1 protein-coding gene is annotated in these 1,226 nt (G+C 58.6%); it reads left to right on the forward strand.

From position 1 onward, the window contains the following. Nucleotides 1–61 precede the first annotated feature (61 nt). Complete coding sequence (locus ACZ9H4_RS37070; RefSeq protein ID WP_476123247.1) at nt 62–1,219, forward strand: IS30 family transposase; 1,158 nt, start codon at nt 62–64, stop codon at nt 1,217–1,219. Nucleotides 1,220–1,226: the final 7 nt, after the last annotated feature.

The following is a 1,226-nucleotide window of genomic DNA, read 5'->3' on the forward strand; positions in this document are numbered from 1 at the left end:
GGCGGATTCAACCGGTGGATGCAACACACTAGAGGCTGCGTGAGCAGTGGGAGTGTTGCAAATGAAACAGCGCCGCCGGATTTACTACACTGAAACTCAGAAAGCGTTGATGTGGGAGCGCTGGCAGAAGGGTGAGTCGCTTCAGCATATCGCGCAGCTGTTTGACCGGAATCACTCGTCTATCCAACGGATACTGGCAGAAAGCGGCGGCATCCGTCCGGCGCCGCGACATCGCGCACAGCTGACGCTAACATTGGCCGAACGCGAGGAGATATCGCGGGCGCTCGCTGTGGGCGACTCGATCCAGTCGATTGCGAAGCGACTTGCCAGGGCTCCCTCCACCATCTGCCGCGAGATCAAACGCAACAGCGGAAAGGAAGGTTACCGGGCAAGCCATGCCGATGCGCTTGCCTGGGATCGGGCAAAGCGTCCCAAAGCCTGCAAGCTGGTTGAGCACCGGGTTCTAGCACAGATCGTAGCAGGCAAGCTCCAGTTGCAGTGGTCACCGCAGCAGATTGCAGGATGGCTCAGGCGCTCGTATTCAGACGAGGACTACCACGTGTCTCATGAGACGATCTATCGCAGCCTCTTCATACAGGCCCGTGGTGCCCTGAAGAAAGAGTTGCTGGAACACCTGCGTCGCACACGGGCGATGCGGCGATCTCGCCATCACACGCAAAAGACTGACGATCACGGCCGGATCCGCGAGACGGTGTCCATCAGCGAACGTCCGGCAACGGTTGAAGATCGCGCCGTACCGGGCCACTGGGAGGGCGATCTCCTGTGCGGCAGCGCAAACAGCCAGATAGCAACGCTCGTCGAGCGCCAGACACGCTACGTGATGCTGGTCAGGATTCCCTGCAAGGATAGCGAAACGGTCATCAATGCCCTCATCAAACATGCCAGCAAGTTGCCGCAGGAACTCTATAAGTCGCTAACCTGGGACCGGGGAACAGAGATGGCCGGGCACAAACGCTTCACCGTGGCCACTGATATCCAGGTCTACTTCTGCGACCCGCAGCATCCGTGGCAGCGCGGATCAAACGAGAATACAAACGGACTTCTACGGCAGTACTTCCCCAAAGGCACCGATCTGTCAGTGTATTCGCAGGCAAAACTCAATGCTGTGGCGCGACGGCTGAACGAGCGCCCGAGAAAGACGCTGGACTACGAAACGCCAGCCGAACGATTCCAGCAAACTATTGCATCCACCGGTTGAATCCGCC

Source organism: Paraburkholderia sp. TE9906 (assembly GCF_056279605.1).